Below are 1,939 nucleotides of genomic sequence, written 5' to 3'. Positions count from 1 at the left end.
AAATAATTGGTACGGTTGGAGCTCTACAATTTGAAGTAATTGAATACAGATTGAATCACGAATACAATGCTAAATGTAGATATGAACCCATAAACTTATATAAAGCCTGTTGGATAAAATCGAGTAATAAGGCTCAGTTAGATGATTTTAAAAGGAGAAAAAACCAATACATGGCAAAAGATAAGCAGGGACGAGATGTATTTTTAGCGGACTCTTCTTATATGCTTCAATTGGCTCAACAAAACTTCGAGGATATTGAATTTCATTTTACAAGTGAGTTTTAGTTATAATTATTAGCAGGGAAATCGCCTTTAAGAGTTAATATATTTTTCAGAGATCCTATTTATTCTTATTTTTACAGTGTAGCAAAGGCTATGCGTAAAAAAAAATGGCAAATTTTCATACGCAAACCTCTATTGAACAAATTACATCTTTTGAATCCTCATTTTCAACATTGGAAGATCCTCGCAGAACAACAAAAGGTCATTACCTATACCCATTACAGGAAATATTACTACTAACCATAAGTGCAGTGCTGTGTGGTTTTAAAGATTGGACTACCATAGAAACATTTGGTGAAAACAAATTAGATTGGCTTAGAACCTTTTATCCATACAAAGATGGAATTCCTTCCCATGATGTTTTAGGAAAACTTTTTAAACGTTTGAATCCAGACGAATTTGCAAAATGCTTTACAAATTGGATCAATGAGATATCAGATCTTACAGAAGGAGAGGTTATAGCAATTGATGGAAAAACAATATGTGGTTCAGGCGACTCAAGCGTTTCCAAAAGTGCAATCCATGTAGTTTCAGCATATGCCTCACAAAATAGGTTATGCCTGGGGCAAAAAGCAACCGACAAGAAAAGTAATGAGATTACAGCTATACCTAAGTTATTGGATTTATTAACTATAAAAGGTTGTGTTGTTACCATTGATGCCATGGGGTGCCAAACAGATATAGCAGACAAGATTATTAAGGCAGAAGCAGATTATGTATTGGCTGTCAAAGGAAACCAAAAAGAATTGTTTTCACAGGTTAAAAAGATGTTTTCATTAAACAAATCACCTAATTCAGATAGCTTCACAGATGTCGGGCATGGTAGAATAGAAACAAGAACTTGTGATGCAATTGATGACTTAACCTTTATGGATGATCAAGAACCATGGAGAAATCTCCGTTCTGTGGTTAAGGTCACTTCAGAACGATATATCAAAAAGAGCGAAAAAACCACTAGGGATGAACGTTATTACATTTCCTCCTTGCCTGCTAATGCAAACAGATTAAACCAAATAATTAGACAGCATTGGAGCATTGAAAATAACCTGCATTGGAATTTGGATGTAATTTTTAAAGAAGACCAATCATTAAAAAAGAAAGATAACTCGGCTTTAAATTTTAACATCGTAAACAAAGTAGCTTTAGCTATTCTTGAAAAGGACAATTCTACAAAACTCTCTAAACCAAGAAAAATGGCTAAAGCGGCTCTTAATGATAAGTATCGCTCTCAACTATTGAAATGTTAAAGGCGATTTCCCTGTCGAATTATTCTCTTGATTTTAAAATTAATGCGAATATGTTTATATTGAGCAATTAATGTTGATACCAACGATTATTATCATGAGTAATTGGAGTATAGCAATATCCTTGAAGAGATCAAACATAGGTAGCAAAAGGTATTTTGTTTAAAGTTTAAAATTAACATGATGGAAAAAGATATGAGATTAAATCAAATACAACTGGATTTTTTGTTTGATGAAAACCAAAAGTCAGGATACGAATATCTTTTGGAGAATGGCGTATATTGTAATACATGCAAAACTACTTGTAGCAAAGGTATTCAGGTAAAGGAAATTTATCTAAATCATCTTAATGATATCGTGGTTCATGGTACATGTAATGTGTGTGAAAGTAAAGTAATACGTACGATGGAGTAT

The 1,939-nt window shown here is 32.9% G+C and carries 2 protein-coding genes and 1 pseudogene; all 3 read left to right on the top strand.

Annotated features, from left to right (window positions below; all coding sequences use genetic code 11):
- Positions 1-284 (top strand): annotated as a pseudogene (gene prfC / locus ACQY6M_RS07800) (peptide chain release factor 3); the annotation flags it as partial.
- A gap of 104 nt (positions 285-388) precedes the next feature.
- Complete coding sequence (locus ACQY6M_RS07795; protein ID WP_428744943.1) at positions 389-1,528, top strand: ISAs1 family transposase; 1,140 nt, start codon at positions 389-391, stop codon at positions 1,526-1,528.
- A gap of 180 nt (positions 1,529-1,708) precedes the next feature.
- On the top strand, positions 1,709-1,939 hold a 231-nt coding region (locus tag ACQY6M_RS07790; protein WP_428744942.1), incomplete at its 3' end, for a hypothetical protein.

This window comes from Tenacibaculum sp., from assembly GCF_050290165.1.
Taxonomy (GTDB): domain Bacteria; phylum Bacteroidota; class Bacteroidia; order Flavobacteriales; family Flavobacteriaceae; genus Polaribacter.
This window is presented reverse-complemented; position numbering and strand designations above follow the sequence as displayed.